This window comes from Sphingobium sp. BS19, from assembly GCF_027925545.1.
Classification (GTDB): domain Bacteria; phylum Pseudomonadota; class Alphaproteobacteria; order Sphingomonadales; family Sphingomonadaceae; genus Sphingobium.
In genome coordinates this window covers 85523-108044 of the sequence record NZ_BSEF01000012.1, presented here as the reverse complement: position 1 = coordinate 108044, position 22522 = coordinate 85523, and the positions used below count along the sequence as shown (strand labels likewise).

The following is a 22522-nucleotide window of genomic DNA, read 5'->3' as shown; positions in this document are numbered from 1 at the left end:
TTTGTACATCTGGAATGTCGGGGAATCATTGCGTGAGCGCAACTGCTGAAAATACTTCTGTCGTTACGCGCTTTGCTCCTTCTCCAACCGGATTCCTGCACATTGGCGGCGCCCGTACCGCACTGTTCAACTGGCTGTTCGCTCGGCATCATGGCGGCAAGTTCCTGCTGCGGATCGAAGACACCGACCGTGCGCGTTCGACCGAACCGGCGATTGCGGCCATTTTCGATGGTCTGGACTGGCTAGGCCTTGGCGGTGACGAGGAGCCGGTGTTCCAGTTCGCCCGCGCTGCCCGCCATGCCGAAGTGGCCCACGCGATGCTCGACGCCGGTCACGCCTATCGCTGCTACGCAACGCCCGAAGAGCTTGCTGAACTCAGGGAGCAGCAGCGCGCTGCCAAGCAGCCCATGCGCTACGATGGGCGCTGGCGCGATCGCGATCCGTCCGAAGCGCCTGCCGGTGCGCCTTATGTCGTGCGCATGAAAGCACCGCGCGAAGGCGAAACCGTTATAGAAGACGCAGTACAGGGTCGCGTCGTCGTTCAGAATGCCGAGCTGGACGACATGATCCTGCTGCGTTCGGATGGCACACCGACCTACATGCTGGCGGTCGTAGTGGACGACAACGACATGGGCGTCACTCATGTGATCCGTGGCGACGATCATCTGAACAACGCCTTCCGTCAGCTTTGCATCATTCGCGCAATGGGCTGGAAGGAACCGACCTACGCCCATATCCCGCTGATCCACGGCACCGATGGCGCGAAGCTGTCAAAGCGGCATGGCGCCCTGGGCGTCGACAGCTATCGCGATGAGATGGGGATGCTGCCCGAAGCGGTGCTCAATTATCTCCTGCGTCTGGGCTGGGGTCATGGCGATGAAGAGATCATCCCCATCGCGCGCGCCATCGAACTGTTCGATTTGGCCGGGGTCGGTCGCTCTCCTTCCCGTTTCGACATCAAGAAGCTGGAAAATCTGAACGGCCATTACATTCGCGAAGCCGACGATGCGTATCTTGCGGCGCTTGTCGCACCCCGCGTCGCTACGCTCACGGGCAACGAGTTGTCACCCGCCGATGTCAGGTTGTTGACGACGGCCATGGCGGCGCTGAAGCCGCGCGCAAAGACGCTGGATGAAATCGCCGATGGCGCGCTTTTCCTCTTCAAAAAACGCCCATTGGATTTTGACGAGAAGGCGCTGTCTCTGCTAGACGATGCCGCGCGCGTGCTCATAGGAACAACCGTCGACGCCCTTTCCCCCGTCCAGTCCTGGACGATAGACGCGATCGAAGAAGCAATAAGACATGTCGCAGAGGATGCCGGACTTGGTCTTGGTAAGGTAGCGCAGCCCCTGCGTGCCGCTTTAACGGGGCGTACTACTTCACCTGGCATATTCGACGTGCTCTTTCTTCTTGGGAAAGACGAAACCCTGTCACGACTTTCGGACGTACGGCAGTCCCCCGCGGGCTGACGCACAATATAGGAGAACACAATGGCCGACACCAAAGCCACCCTCACGATCGGAGACAATACGAAGGATTACGACATCCTCAGCGGTTCGGTCGGCCCGCAGGTCATCGACGTGCGCAAGCTGTACGCCAATACCGGCATGTTCACCTACGACCCCGGCTTTACATCGACGGCAAGCTGCGAATCCGCGCTGACCTACATCGATGGCGACGAAGGCATCCTGCTGCATCGCGGCTATCCCATCGAGCAACTGGCCGAACAGTCCAGCTTCATGGAAGTTTCGTACCTGATGCTGAACGGCGAACTGCCCGATGCCGCGACGCTGGAAAAGTTCACACACACCATCACGCGCCATACGATGGTCCATGAACAGCTCTCGACCTTCTATCGCGGCTTCCGTCGCGATGCGCACCCTATGGCGATCCTGTGCGGTGTCGTTGGTGCGCTGTCGTCCTTCTACCACGATTCCACGGACATCAACGATCCGCAGCAGCGCACCATCGCCAGCCATCGTCTGATCGCCAAAATGCCGACCATTGCGGCAATGGCATACAAATATTCCGTGGGTCAGCCTTTCGTTTATCCCCGGAACGACTTGTCTTACACCGGCAACTTCCTGCGTATGACCTTCGGCGTGCCAGCCGAAGAATATGAAGTTGATCCCATCATCGAATCGGCGATGGACAAGATATTCATCCTCCACGCCGACCATGAACAGAACGCCTCGACCTCAACCGTGCGCCTCGCGGGTTCGTCGGGCGCGAATCCCTTCGCTTGTATCGCCGCAGGCATCGCGTGCCTGTGGGGTCCGGCGCATGGCGGTGCCAACGAAGCGGCGCTCAACATGCTGCGCGAAATCGGCACGCCAGATCGCATTCCCGAATATATCGCCCGCGCCAAGAACAAGGACGATCCGTTCCGCCTGATGGGCTTTGGCCATCGCGTGTACAAGAATTTCGATCCGCGCGCGAAGGTGCTGTCAAAGGCTGCATCGGAAGTGCTCGACAAGCTGGGTATCAACGATCCCGTTCTGGATACGGCACGCGAACTGGAGCAGATTGCACTGAGCGATCCCTACTTCATCGACAAGAAGCTGTATCCCAACGTCGATTTCTACAGCGGCGTGATCCTGTCGGCGATTGGCTTCCCGACCGAGATGTTCACCGTGCTGTTCGCCCTTGCCCGCACCGTGGGTTGGGTGGCGCAGTGGAACGAAATGATCTCGGATCCAGCACAGAAGATCGGTCGTCCGCGCCAGCTTTACACTGGCCCGTCGCAGCGCGACTATGTGCCAGTAGCGCAGCGCTAATCGGCAAACGTTCAAAAGGGCGGCGTCTCCATCGAGACGCCGCCCTTTTTTTGCCTAGGCGCCGGGTAACCGCAGAACGAAACGGGCGCCCTGCCCCGGCGCACTGTCTACGGTGATGTCCCCGCCCATCGCGCGCGCCAATCGGCGGGAGATATAAAGGCCAAGGCCGCTGCCGCCCGCTTCATCGCGGCCCAGTCGTTCGAACTTGTCGAAAATGCGATCCTGATCGTCGTGGGCGATGCCTCGCCCCTGATCCGCAATCGTCACCTGCGCTACGCCGTCCATCGATTCCGCGCGCACCCATATCATCGAACCTTCGGGCGAATAGCGGATCGCATTGCCGATCAGGTTGACCAATATCTGCAAGGTCCGTCGAAATTCACCGACAGCGGGAACGATTTCGTCGCTCTGCGGCACGTCGACGCGGATGGTGCGATCCGCGGCCTTTACCGCGAGCAATCCTGCCGCACGGCGAGACAGATCGGCCAAATCGATATCTTCATGCGTCACCGTAAAATCGGGCCGGTCGATTGCCTGAAGATCGGCAAGATCGTCCACAAGCTCCATCAGATGGCGACCGGCCGTAGCGATATCCGCCGCATAGCTGGCATAGTCTTCGCGCAGCGGACCTTCCAGCTGGCTGCTGATCGTATCGGCATTGGCAATGATACGCCCCAGCGGCTGCCGCAACGCGCGGTCAAGCCGCCGCCCGAATAGTGGCGTTCCGGTCTCGGTCGGCGCAGCATGGCGTTCAACCTCGGCTACATCCAGCGATGCTTTGCCACGATATCCGCTTAGCCGTCCTGCTGCGTCGAACATCGGCATACCGGACAGGAGATATACACTGCCATCTTTGCCCGTGGCCTGCTGCGCCGAAAAGGATCGGCGTTCAGCAAAGGCATGGAGTATCGGCAACTGGCCATCCTCATCCGCTGTGATCCGAAACCATGCCGTCAACGGTGTGCCGACCTTCGGATAGTCGTTGGAGGCGTTGTCGGCATCGATCATGAGGATGCGCAATTGCGGATCGATCTGCCAGCTCCAGCCATCCTGCGTCGCGACGAGATCGGCCTCGCGGCCGGCAGAATCGTTGGCTACTTTGTGCGCGATACGTTCGCGCCATTCGACGACCGCCAATTCCACTTTGCCGTCGCGGGGCTTGGCCCGCACCCACATGTCGATATCTGCACTGCCACACGCTGCCACTATCGAGCGGGACAGCGGGATGTTCATACGAATGGACAGTCGGGCCAACGCTGCCAACTGCGGCACCGCCAAAGGCCCGCCAATCGCGCTACCCGCCTGCATTTGCAGCGTGGCAATCGGCGGATCGGCCGAGATCAGCGTTCCGTCGCCGTCCACAACGGCGCGAATGATATCCGAAGCCCCCGTCATGCAGCGCGCACCGTGGGAACTAGCGCCAGCTTGGCACGCAGTGGCGGGGGGCAGCGGAGCATATCGGCCTGCGCCATCGCATCTTCATCGCGCAGGTCGTCATAGCGTGCCGCCAGACGCACAAGCGTCGGATCGTCCCGCTCGCCGCGAACAATCCGCAAGTCGATCAGCAGGTGGCGATAATCGAAAGCAGTTCCACCCAACGTCTTGCACAATGCCGCCAGTTGCGCGTCACTGCCGTGCACCAGCACATCGAGCACGGTTTCCATCTCGATCCGCGTCACTTCCCCTGCCAACGCAGCAAAGAGCAGATAGCGGCGCTCTCCCAAAGCTTGCCCCAGTAATTCGGCATGGCGGTTTTGATGGCACAGGCTCCGCGCGAGCCGCTTGGCCAGTGCAAATGGCTCCGCGCCCTCATTATGGCGCGCCAGCAGAGCATAAGCGGCGGTCGCCATTGCCATCATGGCGGCGTTTTGCTCGGCCAGCCCAGCGCGATGCAGTTCCGTTCCCAGAACCGCAGCCGTCGTCCACACCAGTTCGGCGAAATGCTCCGCAGGCAAATCCGCTTGCATCGTGCGTACGCCTGCGTCTCTGGCCGACCAGCGCGCATCGGCCAACAACAGATTGGCTGCCATATCCGCAATCTCAGGGTCGGCATCGCCGATAAGCAGACCAGTACCAGAAACGGCATCTGCCGAAGGATCGCCGTCCACCCGCACCGACTGTCCGCCCAGCAGGCTGATGGCCGCACGAAGGCGCATGTGTGCCATCAGTTCGGGCGACAGCATGAACGGCATGCGCTGCACGGAAGACCATGATGCGGAGCTTTCAAGTCCCCCCAGAAGCCGCCCAATTTTCGTGTCGCGCGTCAGCAACGTCATGGCCGTTTCTACGGTATTCAGGCATCCCGCCAGATGTCGGCGTGCCTCGCTGGTCAGCGCATCGGGCCAGCGGCGCGCGTCGTTTCCGAAAAAATGATTGAAATCGATCAGGTGACGCACCGCTCCACCCACCGTGACGCTGTCAACGGTCGACGACGGCCAGAAGTCCGCAGGATTGGAGTCCGTAATAGTGAACGGAGGGGCGCTCATTTGGCCGCTATAAGCGCGTGTCGTTAATTTGCGATAAACCGAGAGATGACGTGAAAACTATATCACATGGCGAGGGGCGATCAGCTCTTTCGGTCAGTCAATACGATCGTTCCTATCGATCCGATGGCACACAGAGTGGCGACCGCCAATGCTGCATTGATGCCCGATAGAATGATCGCGATCAAAGCCACCAGCAATGCCGAGCCCGGAGTGAAAAGTGCCCAGGGCTTGGCGAAACTTGTGCGACGCCAACGCACCGCCAGCAGGATCACACCCACCAGTAACGACAGATACAGGCCATCCATCAGTGCGCCTGCTTCACTGCCGATCACTGTAAAGCCGATGAGCGCAATGATCCCGGGCGCCAGCGCCGCCCATCCGGTGTCGTGGCTACGTCGCGCCAAAAGTCCCAAACGGTCCGATGTCAGCGATAATATCAGACCGCCTAGCATCAACAGGATAGCGAATACCGGCCAGCCAAGTGCGGCTGCGATGACCCCTATAGTCGACAGCGCCATGCCGCCGATCCGGATTTGCGACGCGGGAACTTGCGTGCGCAGCAGCATGGGGGCCAGTCGCGTCGCAGCGTGAGACAGAATGTAATGCTCCGCCCCACCGTCGGTCGACAGAGCATCGGACCCTTTGCTCAACAGCCCCTGCGAGACGAGATCGGCCGACGCCTGATTGTCGATCAGCGCGACCCGGCCTTCCAGTATATCTTCTTGCAACACAATAAGCCGATGCGCGCCAGCCTGCACCACCGCGCGCATGAGCGTCAGTTCAAGATCCCAGTCCCCGAGCATATCGAGCGTACCGAACAGCACTTCCGGCGTAGCGCGCAGCAGCCCGGCCCATCTGTGCTGCCCATCTATCCGTTCGAACGGGGCACTTACCCTGCTGTCGTCTACGGCCAACAGGACGTTGCCAGATCGTTGCGATATCGAAACGAAGTGGTTCTGCGCGATGATCGCTCCATCGGCGATCAGCAGCATATCCCGGTCGCGCGGCGCTTCTCGCACCAGCGATACCATGTCACGGATCAGCGAGACGTTGATCTTGTCCGCTGTCAGTCGGTCAACGGCCTGCGAAAGAAAGGGCGTAACCGCGCTCACAAGGATCAGAATGTGGGTGGCCCCGGCGTCAGCGGCCTGGCGGACTTGATATTCGACCAGGCTATGCCCGGCGAAGTGCAACCCGGCACGCAACGCTCCACCTGGACCGGAAGAGGGCGCAAAGTTCGCGGAATGGCTGGCGCAAATGACGGCCGCAAATGACATGGATGAAGATGGACCCGGCTATGATGCTCTGAAACCATCTTCTCGCAACGCTAAGCCCGCGATGCAAGGTCTGCTTTTATCGATTTCACGTGTCGACTTATTGGCTGTCCAGTTCGAAGGTCGCCAGCGCCGCCTTTATACGGCGCACTATTTTGGGATCTCCGGGGGCCGACGTCGCCGCTTCCTCAGCCAAAGCCATCAGTCCCTCCACACCGAAGCTGGCGGCAAGCCCTTTGAGACGCCACGCAGCCAGTTGCCAGTTGGCATCGCACCGGGCGCGGCCCAACAGGTCGACATGATGATTCGCGCTTTCAAGGAAAACGCCACGCAGATCGCTGATCAGGGCAATGTCATCGCCCACTGCTGCGGCCAATGCCGCCTCCAAAGCTCCGGGATCATAAGACATGTGAGGGGAATACGCGCCAGACCGTTAAAGTTTGGTTGCAAATGGCCATTTCCGCGGCACGAAAACATGTTACAGAGGCTGTCATGAGCGGGGGCATTAAAATCGTCGATTTACGGCGCGGGAACAATCGCGCAGTGGCGCAGGACATTGAAACGGAAACGGAATTGCTGTTGGAAGACAGCGTGGCCGAAGAAGATCCGCTGGCCACTTTCTGGCCGGAGGAGGAACCTGCCCCGCCGCCAAAGCGATTTGCACGTATCGGCTTATTGTTTGCGGCACTCGCAGTCGCCTGGATCGGTTTTAACGGCTGGCTCCATTTCGGCCGTGGCATCCCCCTGCCTTCCATCGATTCGGTGCCTTATATCGTGACCACCATGGCCATGCCGTTGGTCCTGCTCATCACCGCCTACCTCCTCCTCATGCGCAACAGCCGTGCCGAAGCCCACCGCTTTGCCGATGTTGCTCGCATGCTCCGCGAAGAAAGCGTTGCGCTCGAAACACGGGTGTTGCGCCTTGGTCGGCAACTCGGCGCGGCACGCCAGACCATGGAGGAGCAGGCATCGCTGCTGGAAAGCTATGGCGCTGCCGCCAGCGCCAACATGGAAGCGTCGGCACAGATCATCGCCGCTCGCGCCGCCGAAGCCTCGACCAGTGCGGCCGCAGCCGATCTGGCCGGATCGCAGCTTGCAAGCCGCTTCGGGCTGCTGCTGCAATCCTTTCCGCAACTTGAAGATCGCGCAGACAGCATGACGGCGCGATTGGCGGATAGCGGCCATGCCCTGGCCGAACGGATCGATGCGCTCGAAACCCGGCTCCACGCCATCGCCGAACTGTCCGATGATGCGCGCAGCCGGACTCTGGCAGCCACCAAGAGCCTCACTAGCCAGCTTGGCCAGTTGCAGGACGCCACCCGCTCCACATCGGAAGAAGTGAGCGGCATGGCAGAGCTTGCAGCCAATCGTATCGACATAGCGCTGGATCGTGCGCGCGCCGCCCTGACCGAAACCTGCAACGGTCTGGACGCTCAAAGCGCCACGCTGACGACGCTTGTGGAGCGGGCGCGCGGCACTTTGAGCGAGATAGGGTCGGACACGATCCGCGACTTTGCCGACAATAGTGCGGAGATCGAATCGCGCCTGCATGATCTCAATCGTCTGATCGAGGGACAAAGCACGCTCGCCTCGGGCCTGAGCGAAGGCCTTGCGGACAAACTGACCTTGCTTGAGTCGCGTTTCGTTACGTTCGAGCAGGACGGGCTGGCGCGGAACGAACGCTTGTCACGCGCTCTTGCAACCCTGGCGACCGAAGCTGACCGTATGGATCAGGCACTGGGTAACGGCAATGCATCGGCAGAGCAGCTTATCGGCAAATCCGAAACACTGATGCTCGCCATCGATTCAAGCGTGCGCGAAGTCGATGAAACCTATCCCCTCGCCTTGGCGCGCCTGAATACACGGATTACGGAATCGCGCGGTTTGCTTGCCGCCGCCGCGCCCGAGATCGAAGCGCTGGAAGCAGTGGCCGATGCCATATTAGGACGTACCCAGGAAGCCGAGGAGTTGCTCCGCGGTCAAAGCCGTCGCCTGTCCGAATGGCTTGAAAGCACCGAGAGCGGGCTGCTGGCAAATCGCACACAAGTCGATGGATTGCAGGATGCACTGGATACCGCAGGCAGCACTGCGTCGCGCCTGACCGAAAGCGCCGGACCGCAATTGATCGCTGCCCTGCTTCGCGTGAAGGACACCGCCGATCAAGCAGCGGATCGTGCGCGTCAGGCACTCAGCCGGGCCATCCCCGAAGCTGCCCAAGCGCTTGGCGAAGCCAGCGAAGCGGCGATGCAGCACGCTATTGGTGACCGGGTGACGGCGCAGATAGCCGAAGTGGGTGAAGTCGCCGAACGCGCCGTAAAGGCCGCCCATCACGCATCGGACCGATTGATGCGCCAATTGCTTACCATTGCGGACACGAGCGCCAGCATCGAGCAACGCATCCAGCAGGCCGAGCAAGCTGCCGAAGATCGCGACCGCGACAACTTTGCACGTCGCTCCGCACTCCTCATCGAATCGCTCAACAGCACGGCGATCGATGTGTCGAAAATACTGGCCAACGATGTGTCCGACTCAGCCTGGGCGGCATACCTGAAGGGCGACCGAGGCGTCTTTACACGGCGGGCCGTCAAGCTGCTCGACGCTGGGCAGTCACGCGAGATTGCGCTTCACTACGACAACGATCCTGAATTCCGGGAACATGTTAATCGCTACATCCACGATTTCGAGGGGATGCTTAGGACGATCCTCTCGGCGCGCGACGGCAGTGCGCTGGCCGTCACCATATTGTCGTCGGATATGGGCAAGCTCTACGTTGCGCTGGCACAGGCGATCGAACGCCTGCGCCAGTGATCAACGGCGGGATATGTACGCCAGCGCGTTCAGGTTGACCCAGCCATTGACATAATTGGCATAGAACAACCCGAACAATACAGCCGATAAGACCGTGCTCAGCAGGACGACGCGCAACGGCCGGAAGTTCGTTGGCGCGCTGTCCGCATGACCCTTCGCAACAACCTCTCCTGTCTCATCAGGCGTCTTCAATCCAAAGGGCAGGATGATGAAGGCTGAGACGACCCAGAAGAGGAAGTATATCGCGGCAATCGCGTAACCGTTCATGGCCGCCCCCTATGCGTTGACGATCAGGACGTCGACGATCGGCTTCTTGCCTGTCCAGCGGGTCGCCGAGCGGCGCACGGCCAGACGGACACGCTCCCGCAACGCCTCTTCCTCTTTCGCACCTTTAGTCACAGCCTTGGCCGCTTCCTCGGACGCCTCGACGATGAACGCCTCCTTGTCTTCTTCGACCGGAACACCCTGTACGCGAACAGCGGGCGTGCCGATCAGGCCGCCTTTCCGATCGATGGCGACCGCGACACTGATCTGACCGTGCAGCGCTAACTTGCGCCGCTCGTTCATCGTCGATCCGTCCGCTGGAAGGATGACGTCGCCATCCAGAACCAGACGGCCCGCGGTCTCCTTGCCGATGATCTTGGGCGTGCCGGGCGCGAGGCGGACGATGTCGCCATTGCCCTGCACCACAGCATGTGGAATGCCTTCGCTTAAGCCCAGACGCGCCTGCTCAGCCATGTGCCGCATTTCGCCATGAACGGGCAGCAGTATTTCGGGACGAATCCATTTATACATAGCCTGCAGTTCCGGGCGGCCCGGATGGCCTGACACATGGACTTCGGCCTGACGGTCGGTGACCATCACCACGCCCTTGGTCGCCAGTGCATTCTGGATACGGCCGATGGCAATCTCATTGCCTGGAATCTGCTTCGACGAGAAGATGACCATGTCCTCTGCGTCCAGTTTGATGGGGTGACTATCGAACGCAACGCGCGCCAAAGCAGCCCTCGCCTCGCCCTGCCCGCCGGTGGCAATGATCATCACCTTGTTACGCGGCATTTTCATTGCCGTTTCCCAATCGACCATCTCGGGGAAGTCGCGCAAATATCCGGCACTTTTGGCGTTACCGATAATGCGATCCAGCGAGCGACCCGCAACGCAAACGGTACGCCCGGTCTCGCGTGCGACTTCGCCCAAAGTTTGCACACGCGCCGCATTGGACGCGAAAGTCGTGACCAGAACGCGCTTCTTCGCGCCCTTTACGACTTCCAGCAAGCCTGTGCGCACATCGCCTTCTGATCCACTGGCTTCGGGATTGAATACATTGGTGCTGTCACAAACGAGCGCGAGCACGCCCTTGTCGCCAACGGCGGTCAGCTGTTCGGGAGTGGAAGGCACTCCGAGCAACGGTCGGTCGTCCAGCTTCCAGTCGCCGGTATGGAATATGGTGCCATAAGGCGTATCGATAACCAGAGCATTGCCCTCAGGAATCGAATGAGCGAGCGGCATGTACCGGAAACCGAATGGCCCCAGTTGTACGCTTCCTTCATTGGGGATGATGTGCAGCTTGACCTGGCTCTTGATGCCTTCCTCTTCCAGCTTCATGCGAATGAGACCGGCTGTGAAAGGCGTGGCATAAAGCGGCACGCCCAGATCGGCGGCAAGATAGGGTATGGCGCCGATATGGTCCTCATGCCCGTGGGTCAGGACGATACCGAGCAGGTCGTCGCGGTTGTCCTCGATAAAGCTAAGGTCGGGAAGGATCAGGTCAACGCCGGGATAGCTGGGATCGGCAAAAGTAAGGCCCAGATCGACCATGACCCATTTGCCCTGGCAGCCATAAAGATTGACGTTCATGCCGATTTCCCCCGACCCGCCAAGGGCCAGGAAAAGCAATTCATTCTTGGGTGTCATTACGAAACAAAACTCCTGTGGCGCCGCGCCCATTCCCGGCACGGCGCAGTCTTCATTGTGCTGGAGAATGATCCAGCGGTCAGATTCTACCGTGCATCAGCGCCAGTCCCTGAATGGTCAGGTCCGGCGCAATCGCATCGAAAATATCGGTGTGCTCATCGAAGAGCACGGCGAGGCCGCCCGTCGAAATAACGCGGACCGGGCGACCGATTTCCGCGCGCATACGGGCGACCAGCCCCTCGATCATCGCAACATAACCCCAGAAAACGCCGATCTGCATCTGCGCTTCGGTGGTTCGACCGATCACGGAGCGATCGTCGGGTGCCGCAATGGCTATACGAGGCAGCTTTGCCGCAGCGCTGACCAATGCATCGAGCGAAAGATTGATGCCTGGCGCGATGATCCCGCCTTTGTAGGTACCGCCATAATCGACGACATCGAAAGTGGTTGCGGTACCGAAGTCTATAACGATTAAATCGCACTTATAGAGATGGTGCGCCGCGATAACATTTACAACGCGATCGGCACCAACCGATGCAGGCTCATCGACGTCCAGAGCAATGCCCCATGCCACGGGCGGCTGGCCGGCGATCAGCGGCTCAACTTTGAAATACTTGGTCGATAGAACTTCCAGATTATGGAGTGCACGCGGCACGACCGTGGCAATGATCACGGCATCGACGTCGCTCATGGCGAAGCCTTCGAGAGTCAGCAACTGGTTGAGCCAGACGGCATATTCATCGGCAGTGCGGCGCGGGTCGGTCGCGATGCGCCAACGCGCGCGGATGTTGCCAGCGTCAACCAGCGCAAAAACCACATTCGTGTTGCCCGCATCGACAGCGAGAAGCATCAGGTCATCCTCAATCGAAATAGATCGTGCCGGGTCATAGCAGGAATATGTCGCCGGCGTGAATGGTTCGGCGCGTTCCGTCCGCCAAGTCGAGAATGAGCGCGCCGCTGGCGTCCAAATCTGCGAAATGGCCGCTCAATTCCGTCCCGTCCGGCAAGTGCGCTCGAATGGCCGTGCCGGATGCGTGCGCGGCTTTCAGCCAGAGCGTCCGAATGGGATCGAGACCGTAGGTACGCCACTGGGACAGGCGCGCTGCGAATATTTCCGCCAGCGTGCTTAACATGCTCGTCGCATCGGTATCGACAGCGCCATGCGCCCAGAGACTCGTCGTCGCGCGGTCAGGTAGAACGGGGGGAGCCATGATGTTGAGGCCAATACCAAGTACGACTGCGTTCCCCGTACGCTCCAGCAACATGCCGGACAGTTTGGCGGGACCGACCAATATGTCGTTGGGCCATTTTATCCGTGCCTTTCCCGGTAGCACCATTTCCACGGCTTGCCAGACAGCAACCCCGGCGACCAGCGCAAGGGTCGGCGGCGGGGGATCGCCGGGCTGCAAGCGTATGAGCGTGGAGCAATACAGATTGCCGGGCGGGCTTTCCCATACGCGGTCAAGCCTCCCCCTTCCCCCGGCCTGCATTTCGGCACGAAGCCAGAGGCCTTCTGTTGCGCCGTCTGCGACCAATGCCAGAATGTCGGCATTGGTCGAGACGGATTGCGCAACCGTGCGGATCTCTATCGTCAGAAGAGCGCCGCCGCCGCTGCGGCGCTGGCGCTATCCAGCACGGGATTGAGGAGATAACCGAACACGATGACGGCTGCACAGAGCGCGATAACGGTGTTCTCGATGATCGGCGTACCGGTGGCATACTCGGCGGCTGGCTCATCGAAATACATCGTCTTGATGATCTTCAGATAGTAAAATGCGCCAATCACCGATGCTGCAATGCCGAAGGCTGCAAGGCCAAGGAGGCCAGCACCGACTGCGGCATCGAACACCAGGAACTTGGCCCAGAAACCGAAGAGCGGTGGAATACCGGCAAGGCTGAACATGAAGATCGCCAGCGCCGCCGCCAGCCCCTTGCGCGATTGCGAAAGTCCCGCAAGGCTTGCGATGGTTTCGATAGGATTACCGTCGCGGTCGCGCATCTGGATGACGCAGAAGAAGCTGCCGATGGTCATCACGACGTAGATTGTCATGTAGCTCATCGTGGCCGCGACACCGGCAGGCGTTCCGGCAGCAAGGCCAATGAGCGCAAATCCAACGTTGTTGATAGACGAATACGCGAGCAGACGCTTGATGTTCGTCTGACCGATGGCGGCGACGCCGCCGAACAGGATCGATGCCAAGGCGACGAAGATCACGATCTGCTGCCATGCCATACCGCCCGGACCAAGCGCCTCGATGGCAACGCGCACCGTCAGACCCATGGCGGCGACCTTCGGTGCACTCGCGAAGAAGGTCGTTACCGGCGTCGGCGCACCTTCGTACACATCGGGCGTCCACATGTGGAACGGGACGGCGCTGATCTTGAAAGCCAGACCCGCCAGCACAAACACCATGCCGAACAGCAAGCCATTGGAGAGCTTGTCCCCCATGGCTACCGCGATCCCATCGAAGCTCGTCGATCCAGAAAAGCCGTACAGCAGCGAAATGCCATAAAGGAGAATGCCGCTCGCCAGCGCGCCAAGGACGAAATATTTGAGCCCTGCTTCGGCCGAGCGCGTATCCTGCCGCATGAAGCTGGCGAGGACATAAGCCGCGAGGCTGTTGAGTTCGAGGCCGACATACAGCGTCATCATGTCGCCTGCCGACACCATCATGCCCATGCCGATGCAGGCCAGCAGGATCAGTATCGGATATTCGGCGCGGAGCGCGCCACTGGCATTGGCTGCCGTAGGGGCAAAGAACCTTGGGGCCACGAGTATAGAGGCAGCGGCAGCCGCATAGATCAGGACTTTGGCATAAGCCGCGAAGGCGTCGGCCCGATACAGGCCGTCGAACGCGTCCCCACCGTGACCGGGCAAGCCGAGCAACGTCAGGCCCGCAGCCACAAGAGTCGCGATGGACATCCAACTGACGACTTTAGCCATGCGGTCACCGGCATATGCGGCGACCATAAGCAAAACGAGTGCGCCCACGGTCAGCACCAGTTCGGGTGCAACCATTGCAAGAGATGCGGAATCGATCATCAGTGCGCCTCCGCTGGCGTTTCATGGGTTTCGACAGCATGCCCTTCGGCAGCGGCGGCAGGCTTTCCTGCAGTCAATTTGGCGTCGCCGACAGGCTTGGCACGGTCAACGCGCGCAACCAGCGATGCAACGTCGGCGCGCATCGGCGCGATGAAGCTTTCAGGATAGACACCCATCCACAATACCGCAGCCGCGATAGGTGCGAGCAGCCACATTTCGCGTCCCGACAGGTCCGGCATAGCGCGGACATCGTCATGAACAATCTCGCCATAGCAAACCCGGCGATAGAGATAGAGCATGTAGGCGGCGCCCAGAATGATGCCCGTCGTGCAAACGATGGCCACCCAACTGGAGGCTTCATAGACACCCATCAGTGCTAAGAACTCACCGACGAAGTTGCTGGTCCCCGGCAAGCCCACGGCTGCCATAGTGAAGAACAGGAACAATACCGCATATTTGGGCATGTTGATCGACAGTCCGCCGTAGCGGCTGATCTCTCTGGTATGCAGGCGGTCGTAAATCACGCCCACGCACAGGAAGAGCGCACTCGCGACAAGACCGTGGCCGAGCATAACCATGATCGCGCCTTCGATACCCTGCTGATTGAAGGCGAACAGCCCGACGGTCACGATGGCCATATGGGCGACCGAGGAATACGCGATCAGCTTCTTCATGTCGCTCTGCACCAGTGCAACGAGTGACGTGTAGACCACGGCCACCATCGACAGGCCGAAGATCAAAGGCGCGAACTGTGCGGAGGCCTCCGGGAACATCGGGAGCGAGAAACGCAAGAAGCCGTAGCCGCCCATCTTCAACAGCACGCCTGCCAGGATGACGGAACCGGCAGTCGGCGCCTGAACGTGCGCGTCCGGCAACCAAGTGTGCACCGGCCACATCGGCATCTTCACGGCAAAGCTAGCGAAGAAGGCGAGCCAGAGCCATGTCTGAGCCTGAGGCGCGAAGTCGTAGGCCATGAGCACAGGGATGCTGGTGGAACCGGCTTCCTGCACCATCCACATCATCGCGATCAGCATCAGAACCGATCCCAGCAACGTGTAGAGGAAGAACTTGTAGCTCGCGTAAATGCGTTCTGCGCCGCCCCAGATGCCGATGATCAGGTACATCGGGATCAGGCCTGCTTCGAACATGACGTAGAAGAGGAAGATGTCCTGCGCCGAGAAGACGCCGATCATCAGCACCTCCATGAGCAGGAAGGCCGCCATATACTCGCCGACGCGCTTGTTGATCGCCACCCAGCTTGCGCCGATGCAGATCGGCATCAGGAACACCGTCAGCATGATGAGCATCAGTGCGATGCCATCGATGCCGAGCGCCCATGCGAAGCGACCGAAGATCGGTGCGTATTCGGTGAACTGCCACTGCGCACCTTGGATCTTATCGAAGGTCGCCCATAGGACGACACCCAACGCGAGGTCGATCAACGTCGCGATGAGCGCGATGCTGCGCGCCGATTTGTCGTTCACGAACAGACAGGCGATGGCCCCCGCCATCGGAACAGCCATCATCAGCGTGAGAATGGGAAAGCCAAGCTGGTTCATTATCGTGCGATCGCCCAGGTTGCAGCCGCGGCGAGCCCAAGCAGCATCACCAGCGCGTAAGTGTAGAGATAGCCCGACTGGAGCCGCCGTGTCAGCTTGCCCCCCTGCACCACCAGAGCGGCAAGGCCGTTGGGGCCAAAGCGGTCGATGATGCCAATATCGCCGACCTTCCAGAAGACCCGGCCAATGGCGAAGGCAGGCTTTACGAACAGGACGTTGTAAAGCTCGTCGAAATACCATTTGTTGAGCAGGAAGGTGTAGAGAACGCCGAACTGTCCGACGAACTGGCGCGGCCAGTCGGTGTAACGGATGTAGGAAAGCCAGGCGATTGCAAGGCCCGTGAGCATCACGGCAGCAGGCGCCAATTTCACCCACAACGGAACCTCATGCATTGCGTGCATCAGATGGGTGTTGAAGGCGATAGCACCCTGCCAGAACTCGGCGCCATGTTCGGCGTCGACGAAGCTGTGATGGAACAGAAAGCCGGCGAAGACTGCGCCAAAGCTGAGGACGATCAGCGGGATCAGCATGACCCAAGGACTTTCATGCGGGTGATAGCCGCCAGTACCAGCCAAAGCCGTACCGGTCGCGGGAGCACGATGCGCATGGGCATCATGGCCGTGCCCGGCATTTTCCTGCGCCGGTGCGTTGGCTTCCTCGCTGCCATGACCGTGCGCGGCATGGTCGTCGTGGCCGTGACTGTCGTGTAGCGCATGTTGGATATGTTCCGATGCGGCCCAGCGAGGCTTGCCGAAGAAGGTCAGGAACACCAGACGCCAGCTATAGAAGCTGGTGAGCAGCGCGGCAAAAATGCCGACGAAGAACGCGAGTTGACCGCGACCGCCGAACGCATAAGCCGCTTCGAGGATCGCATCCTTGGAATAGAAGCCTGCAAAGCCGAAGCCTGCGAATGAAGCAAATGGAAGCAAACCAACGCCGGTGATCGCAAGCGTACCGGCGGTCATCGCCCAGAAGGTAATCGGGATTTCCTTACGCAGCGCACCATAATAGCGCATGTCCTGTTCATGGTGCATCGCATGGATGACCGAGCCTGCGCCCAGGAACAGCAGCGCCTTGAAGAAGGCGTGGGTGAACAAGTGGAACATCGACGCCCCATAGGCACCGACGCCTGCCGCGAAGAACATGTAACCGAGCTGCGAACAGGTCGAATAAGCGATCACGCGCTTGATGTCGTTTTGCACCGTGCCGACGGTCGCAGCGAAGAGGCAGGTTGCGGCACCCACGAACGTCACTACGCCCAATGCTGTCGGGCTGGTTTCGAACATGGGCGAGAGGCGGCAAACCATGAACACGCCTGCGGTCACCATCGTCGCGGCATGGATCAGCGCCGACACCGGGGTCGGCCCTTCCATAGCGTCCGGCAACCATGTGTGGAGGCCAAGCTGCGCCGATTTACCCATCGCGCCGATAAACAGCAGCAGGCAGAGGACCGTCATCGTGTCGAAGCGGGCACCCAGGAAACCGATGGTCGAACCGGCCATTGACGGCGCGGCGGCGAGGATTTCAGGGATCGAAATGGTGTTGAACACCAGATAGGTGCCGAAAATACCCATCATGAAGCCAAGATCGCCGACGCGGTTGACCACGAAAGCCTTGATTGCCGCCGCGTTGGCCGAGGGCTTACGGAACCAGAAGCCGATGAGCAGATAGGAAGCGAGACCGACGCCTTCCCAACCGAAGAACATCTGAAGCAGGTTGTTTGCCGTTACCAGCATCAACATCGCAAAGGTAAAGAGCGAGAGATAGGCGAAGAAGCGCGGCTGATCGGGATCCTCGTCCATATAGCCCCAGCTATACAGGTGGACGAGCGCCGAAACGGTGGTGACCACGACGAGCATCACTGCCGTCATCGTATCGACGCGCAAAGCCCAGGCCGCGTTGAAATCGCCCGAACGGATCCAGGTGAACAGCGGCTCGACATGCGGCGTTGCGTCACCGCCGACGAACGACAGGAAGATCGGCCAGCTCAGCGCGCAGGAAGCGAACAGTGCGCCGGTTGTGACGATCTTTGCCGGCACATTGCCGATGATGCGATTGCCAAGGCCCGCGATGATCGCGGCAAGCAACGGGAAAAGGACGATAAGCTGGATCATGTCGAGGTCTTCAGCCCTTCATCCGGTTGGCATCATCGACGGCGATGGTGCCGCGACCGCGGAAATAGATGACGAGGATCGCAAGCCCGATGGCCGCTTCACCCGCCGCGACGGTAAGCACGAACATCGAGAACACCTGCCCCACCAGATCGCCCAGAAAGGCGCTGAAGGCGACGAGGTTGATGTTCACCGCTAGCAGGATGAGCTCGATCGCCATCAGGATGATGATCACGTTCTTGCGATTGATGAAAATGCCAAGCACGCCCATCACGAACAGGATGGCGCTGACGACCAGATAATGTTGCAGGCCGATCACAATTCCACCCCCTGCCCGACGGGCTGATTGACGTTGCGTACGGCATCCTGCGGACGGCGACGGTTCTGCTTGTCGATATTCTGGCCGCGAACGCCGCCACGAGCGCGGTGGGTCAGGACAATCGCACCGACCATCGCCACCAGCAGGACAAGCCCGGCGGCTTCGAACAGGAAGATGTAGCGTGTGTAAAGCAAAGCACCGATGGCCTGAATGTTCGATACATCGGCTGTGGCAGGCGCCGCGCGCTGCGCCAATTCTACCGGCCCCGCGCTCCATATGCCCACGCCCAACACGATTTCAGCCAGCAGGATCACCGCGATGGCCAGGCCGAAGGGCAGGTAATTGACGAAACCGGCGCGCAATTCGGCAAAGTCGATGTCGAGCATCATCACGACGAACATGAACAGCACCGCGACGGCGCCGACATACACGATCACCAGCAGCATCGCGATGAATTCCGCCCCCAGCAGGATCATCAGACCCGCTGCATTGAAGAAGGCAAGGATCAGCCAGAGCACCGAATGCACCGGGTTGCGCGAGAATATGGTCATCGCACCACTGGCGATCACCACCGTCGCAAACAGGTAAAAGGCTAGCACGTGAATCACTGGATCAATATCCCCCTGCGGTCGCGCAGCGCTTAACGATAGGGTGCATCGGCGGCAAGGTTCGCGGCCAAAGCACGCTCCCACTTGTCACCATTTTCAAGGAGCTTGGCCTTGTCGTAGATAAGCTCCTCACGGGTTTCGGTCGAAAATTCGAAATTCGGACCTTCGACGACGGCATCCACAGGGCAGGCTTCCTGACACAGGCCGCAGTAAATGCACTTGGTCATGTCGATGTCGTAGCGGGTCGTGCGGCGGCTGCCATCTTCGCGCGGTTGCGCTTCGATGGTGATCGCCTGCGCGGGGCAAACGGCCTCGCACAGCTTGCATGCGATGCAGCGTTCCTCGCCATTGGGATAGCGCCGCAGAGCGTGCTCGCCCCGGAAGCGCGGGCTGATCGGGTTCTTCTCATAGGGGTAGTTGATGGTCGCCTTGGGCTTGAAGAAATACTTCAAGGTCAGCCAATGCGCCTTCAAAAACTCGACGAGGAAGAAGGATTTGATCGCGTGGATCATGCTGCGCCTCCATAGCGCGTGAACATCAGGAAGCCGCTCACCAGCACGACCCAACCCAGCGACAGCGGCAGGAAGACTTTCCAGCCCAGACGCATAAGCTGATCGTAGCGGTAACGCGGTACGGTCGCCTTCACCCATGAGAAGATGAAGAAGAAGACGAGAATCTTGCCGAAGAGCCAGATGATGCCGGGGATATCGAACCACGGGATCAGGTCGATATCGAGCGGCGGGAGATAACCGCCCCAGAACAGGATCGCATTGAGCGCACACATCAGGATGACGTTAGCATATTCGCCAAGCCAGTAGAGCGCGAAGGCCATCGAGCTATATTCGGTCTGATAACCGGCGACGAGTTCGCTTTCCGCTTCTGTCAGATCGAAGGGCGCGCGGGCAGTTTCCGCCATCGACGAAATCAGGAACACAACCGCCATCGGGAACAGCAGCGGGTTGAAGCCATTGCCGTTGAGGAAACCATAATAGCCCTTCTGGCTCTCCACGATGGTTGTGAGGTTGAACGATCCTGCCCACAGCACCACGGAGATCAACACGAAACCGATGGAGACTTCGTAGGAAATCATTTGTGCCGATGCGCGCATCGCGGAGAAGAAGGGGTATTTCGAGTTGGAAGCCCAGCCCGCAATGACGACGCCATAGACGCCCAGCGAACTGATCGCGAGGATGTAGAGCAAGCCGACATTGATGTTCGACAGCACCACTTCGGCCTGAAACGGGATCACGGCCCAGGCCATCAGCGCGACAGTGAAGGTGATGATCGGTGCGATCAGGAACAGGCCGCGATTGGCCGCCGAAGGAATGATCGTTTCCTGCAGGAATACCTTCAGACCATCGGCGAAGGATTGCAGCAAGCCGAAAGGTCCAACGACGTTCGGTCCCTTTCGCAGCGCCATTGCTGCCCAAATCTTGCGATCGGCGTAGATGATCATGGCGACGGCCAGCATGACTGGAAGCGCGATGAGCAGGATGCCTGCGATGGTCGAGGTGAACCATGCGGCGCCATAGGACATGCCGAGATTTTGGAAGAAGGCGGTCATGACAGAGCGATTCCCCAAAGCCCGTTTGATGTTCGATTAGCGCGCATCACTCTGCCGCCTCCGCGAAATCTTCGCCCTGGATCAGTTCGGCCGAGCAGCGTTGCATTGTCGGGCTGGCGCGGCAGATGGCGTTGGTGAGGTAGAAATCCTTGATCGGCGAGGCAAATTCGCCTGTTGCGCCGGTGGGCAAGGACGGCGGTGCCCAATCGTAGGACGCCAGACCTTCGACACCGAGCGCCGGAACCGCATTCGCCATCTCAGCGCGCAGGGCGTTGAAGCTGTCGAACGGCAGGGTTGCGCCCAGCACATCGGACAGTGCGCGCAGGATCGACCAGTCTTCGCGCGCGTCGCCGGGCGCAAACACCGCCTTCTCGCTCCGCTGAACGCGGCCTTCCAGATTGACGTAAGTGCCAGCCTTCTCGGCGTAGGTCGCACCGGGCAGGATGACGTCGGCATGATGCGCGCCATTGTCGCCATGGTGACCGATGAACACCTTGAAGCTGTCCGAGAACAGATCGTAGTTCACTTCGTCGGCACCCAGTGCGAACAGAAGTTTGGGCTTGGCCGCCGCAATAGCCTTGATCCCGCCATCGGTGGCATAGCCGAGCATCAGCCCGCCCATGCGCGCCGCAGCGAAGTGCAAGACGTTGAAGCCATTCCAGCCTTCGCGCACGACATTGAGTGACTTGGCCAGCGCCAGTGCCGCACCATGCGCGCCATCCTTGGCCAGCGCACCGCCGCCCACAATGATCGCGGGACGCTCGGCCTTGCCGAAGGCTTCGGTCACGGCAGCGGGCAGCTTGGCAAGGAGGCTGGCATCGTTACCGAGCCATTCGACCTTGTACGTCAGATCAAATTCCGGCCCGACGGCAAAGACCTTCGCGCCCTTCTTGATCGCCTTGCGGATGCGCGTGTTGATCAGCGGCGCTTCCCAGCGGAGATTGCTGTTGATCAGCAGGATCGCGTCCGCATTCTCGATATTGGCGATGCCGGTGTTGAAATTGACGGCGGCAAGGCTCGACACGTCATAGGCAAGGCCGGTCTGACGCCCTTCGAGCATCGTGCCACCCAGCTTCCGCACCAGCAACTTGGCCGCGAACATCGTTTCGCAATCGAGCATGTCGCCAGCGACAGCAGCCACCGAACCGTTCGCGGTAGCGGCCACTGTGGCGATCGCCTGAAACGCTTCAGCCCATGTCGCTTCGACGAGCTTGCCGCCTTTGCGCACATAAGGCTTGTCGAGGCGGCGGCGGACGAGACCGTCGACATGATGACGGGTTTTGTCCGTAATCCACTCTTCATTCACGTCGTCATTGATACGTGGCAAAGCGCGCAAGACCTGACGGCCCCGGCTGTCGAGGCGGATATTCGCGCCCAGCGCGTCCATCACATCGATGGCGAAGTTCTTCTTGAGTTCCCAGGGACGCGCTTCGAACGCATAAGGCTTGGCGGTCAGCGCTCCGACCGGGCAGAGATCGACCACATTGCCGGACAGCTCACTCTTGGCGGCATGTTCCAGATAGGTGGTGATCTGCATATTCTCGCCGCGATAGATCGCACCGATTTCCGGCACGCCAGCGACTTCCTCGGCAAAGCGCACGCAGCGGGTGCACTGGATACACCGGGTCATCACCGTCTTGACGATGGGGCCCATATATTTCTCGGTGACGGCGCGCTTGGTTTCGTCATAGCGCGATGCACCGCGCCCGTAGGCGACGGACTGATCCTGCAAGTCGCATTCGCCGCCCTGATCGCAGATCGGGCAATCCAGCGGATGGTTGATCAGGAGAAACTCCATCACGCCTTCGCGCGCCTTTTTGACCATCAGGCTGTCGGTGCGGATTTCCTGCCCCTCTGCGGCGGGCAGCGCGCAGCTTGCCTGCGGCTTGGGTGGGCCGGGCTTCACTTCGACCAGGCACATGCGGCAATTGCCAGCGATGCTCAGGCGTTCATGATAGCAGAAACGCGGAATTTCCTTCCCCGCCATCTCACATGCCTGCAGGACGGTCGCGCCTGCAGGGACTTCAATCTCTACGCCGTCTACGGTTAGCTTGGGCAT

19 protein-coding genes are annotated in these 22522 nt (G+C 60.1%); 3 read left to right on the top strand and 16 right to left on the bottom strand.

Going from position 1 to position 22522, the window contains the following annotated elements; translation table 11 throughout:
• Positions 1-14 precede the first annotated feature (14 nt).
• Together gltX and QMG56_RS15450 are read left to right on the top strand one after the other, a co-directional pair.
• On the top strand, positions 15-1469 hold the full coding sequence (gene gltX, locus QMG56_RS15455) for a glutamate--tRNA ligase (protein ID WP_281823164.1): 1455 nt from the start codon (positions 15-17) through the stop codon (positions 1467-1469).
• A 21-nt stretch (positions 1470-1490) separates the two neighbouring features.
• Positions 1491-2777 (top strand): citrate synthase, encoded by a 1287-nt coding sequence (locus QMG56_RS15450; protein ID WP_230189331.1) that lies wholly within the window; start codon positions 1491-1493, stop codon positions 2775-2777.
• Between the two features lie 54 nt (positions 2778-2831).
• Here the strand turns inward: QMG56_RS15450 and QMG56_RS15445 are convergent, their stop codons facing one another.
• From QMG56_RS15445 to QMG56_RS15430, 4 genes are all read right to left on the bottom strand, one after another.
• Positions 2832-4172: a sensor histidine kinase KdpD gene (locus tag QMG56_RS15445; protein WP_281823163.1), complete on the bottom strand. Its 1341-nt coding sequence runs from the start codon at positions 4170-4172 to the stop codon at positions 2832-2834.
• Positions 4169-5263, bottom strand: coding sequence for a DUF2336 domain-containing protein (locus tag QMG56_RS15440; protein ID WP_281823162.1), 1095 nt, complete (start codon positions 5261-5263; stop codon positions 4169-4171). Before QMG56_RS15440 ends, QMG56_RS15445 begins: the two co-directional genes overlap by 4 nt.
• Positions 5264-5343: 80 nt before the next feature.
• Positions 5344-6540, bottom strand: a complete 1197-nt coding sequence (locus QMG56_RS15435; protein WP_281823161.1) for a hypothetical protein — start codon at positions 6538-6540, stop codon at positions 5344-5346.
• Positions 6541-6637: 97 nt separating this feature from the next.
• Positions 6638-6946: an Hpt domain-containing protein gene (locus QMG56_RS15430; protein ID WP_230189274.1), complete on the bottom strand. Its 309-nt coding sequence runs from the start codon at positions 6944-6946 to the stop codon at positions 6638-6640.
• An 83-nt stretch (positions 6947-7029) separates the two neighbouring features.
• Here QMG56_RS15430 and QMG56_RS15425 point away from each other — a divergent pair, with 83 nt between their 5' ends.
• Positions 7030-9345 (top strand): hypothetical protein, encoded by a 2316-nt coding sequence (locus tag QMG56_RS15425; RefSeq protein WP_281823160.1) that lies wholly within the window; start codon positions 7030-7032, stop codon positions 9343-9345.
• Here the strand turns inward: QMG56_RS15425 and QMG56_RS15420 are convergent, their stop codons facing one another.
• The 12 genes from QMG56_RS15420 to nuoG form a co-directional block, all read right to left on the bottom strand.
• Positions 9346-9612, bottom strand: a complete 267-nt coding sequence (locus QMG56_RS15420) for a DUF1467 family protein (RefSeq protein WP_230189272.1) — start codon at positions 9610-9612, stop codon at positions 9346-9348. It abuts the gene before it with no gap.
• A gap of 9 nt (positions 9613-9621) precedes the next feature.
• The gene (locus QMG56_RS15415) at positions 9622-11259 is read right to left on the bottom strand and encodes a ribonuclease J (protein ID WP_230189271.1); all 1638 of its coding nucleotides are present in this window, start codon (positions 11257-11259) and stop codon (positions 9622-9624) included.
• A 79-nt stretch (positions 11260-11338) separates the two neighbouring features.
• Entirely contained in the window at positions 11339-12109 is a 771-nt protein-coding gene (locus QMG56_RS15410; protein ID WP_281823159.1) for a type III pantothenate kinase, read from the bottom strand.
• Between the two features lie 34 nt (positions 12110-12143).
• Positions 12144-12848, bottom strand: a complete 705-nt coding sequence (locus tag QMG56_RS15405; protein WP_375713709.1) for a biotin--[acetyl-CoA-carboxylase] ligase — start codon at positions 12846-12848, stop codon at positions 12144-12146.
• Positions 12849-12850: 2 nt separating this feature from the next.
• On the bottom strand, positions 12851-14302 hold the full coding sequence (gene nuoN / locus QMG56_RS15400; protein WP_281823158.1) for an NADH-quinone oxidoreductase subunit NuoN: 1452 nt from the start codon (positions 14300-14302) through the stop codon (positions 12851-12853).
• Positions 14302-15861 carry an NADH-quinone oxidoreductase subunit M gene (locus QMG56_RS15395; protein WP_281823157.1) on the bottom strand — a complete coding sequence of 520 codons (1560 nt, stop codon included), beginning with the start codon at positions 15859-15861 and terminating at the stop codon, positions 14302-14304. Before QMG56_RS15395 ends, nuoN begins: the two co-directional genes overlap by 1 nt.
• Positions 15861-17975, bottom strand: coding sequence for an NADH-quinone oxidoreductase subunit L (gene nuoL / locus QMG56_RS15390; RefSeq protein WP_281823156.1), 2115 nt, complete (start codon positions 17973-17975; stop codon positions 15861-15863). Before nuoL ends, QMG56_RS15395 begins: the two co-directional genes overlap by 1 nt.
• 10 nt (positions 17976-17985) lie before the next feature.
• Entirely contained in the window at positions 17986-18291 is a 306-nt protein-coding gene (gene nuoK / locus QMG56_RS15385; protein WP_104953388.1) for an NADH-quinone oxidoreductase subunit NuoK, read from the bottom strand.
• Entirely contained in the window at positions 18288-18899 is a 612-nt protein-coding gene (locus tag QMG56_RS15380) for an NADH-quinone oxidoreductase subunit J (RefSeq protein WP_230189266.1), read from the bottom strand. The genes nuoK and QMG56_RS15380 overlap by 4 nt, the downstream gene beginning before the upstream one ends.
• A 32-nt stretch (positions 18900-18931) precedes the next feature.
• Positions 18932-19411, bottom strand: a complete 480-nt coding sequence (gene nuoI / locus QMG56_RS15375; protein ID WP_230189265.1) for an NADH-quinone oxidoreductase subunit NuoI — start codon at positions 19409-19411, stop codon at positions 18932-18934.
• Positions 19408-20463 (bottom strand): NADH-quinone oxidoreductase subunit NuoH, encoded by a 1056-nt coding sequence (gene nuoH, locus QMG56_RS15370; RefSeq protein ID WP_281823155.1) that lies wholly within the window; start codon positions 20461-20463, stop codon positions 19408-19410. Before nuoH ends, nuoI begins: the two co-directional genes overlap by 4 nt.
• 46 nt (positions 20464-20509) lie before the next feature.
• The gene (gene nuoG / locus QMG56_RS15365; RefSeq protein ID WP_281823154.1) at positions 20510-22522 is read right to left on the bottom strand and encodes an NADH-quinone oxidoreductase subunit NuoG; all 2013 of its coding nucleotides are present in this window, start codon (positions 22520-22522) and stop codon (positions 20510-20512) included.